This is a genomic window from Sphingomonas sp. LH128 (assembly GCF_000293195.2).
Taxonomy (GTDB): Bacteria; Pseudomonadota; Alphaproteobacteria; order Sphingomonadales; family Sphingomonadaceae; genus Novosphingobium; species Novosphingobium resinovorum_A.
The window spans coordinates 1-323 of the sequence record NZ_ALVC01000654.1; the positions used below are offsets into that span (position 1 = coordinate 1).

Annotated in this window: 1 protein-coding gene; it reads left to right on the forward strand. The window is 67.5% G+C overall.

Annotated features, from left to right (window positions below):
* On the forward strand, nt 1-294 hold a 294-nt coding region (locus LH128_RS31025; RefSeq protein WP_008833654.1), incomplete at its 5' end, for a transposase.
* Nucleotides 295-323: the final 29 nt, after the last annotated feature.

Consider the following 323-nt stretch of genomic DNA (forward strand, 5'->3'; position numbering starts at 1 on the left):
ACCGACGAGTTCGTCCGCCGCTTCCTGATCCACGTTCTGCCGCGCGGCTTCCACCGCATCCGGCATTACGGCCTGCTTGCCAGTTCGACCCACAAGGACACCATGGCGCTGGCCCGCAAACTGCTGGGCGTTGCTGTACCGGTCGAGGAGCCCGAACCCGACGAACCTCCCGACCATCGCCCGCCATGCCCATGTTGCGGCGGGCCCATGACCATCATCGAGGCCTTCGCCCGCTGGTGCCAGCCCCGCGCACCGCCATCATCGGCATCGCCAATCCGGGGGAATGCGCCATGATCCGGCATGGCTCAGGCTGCACGACGGTC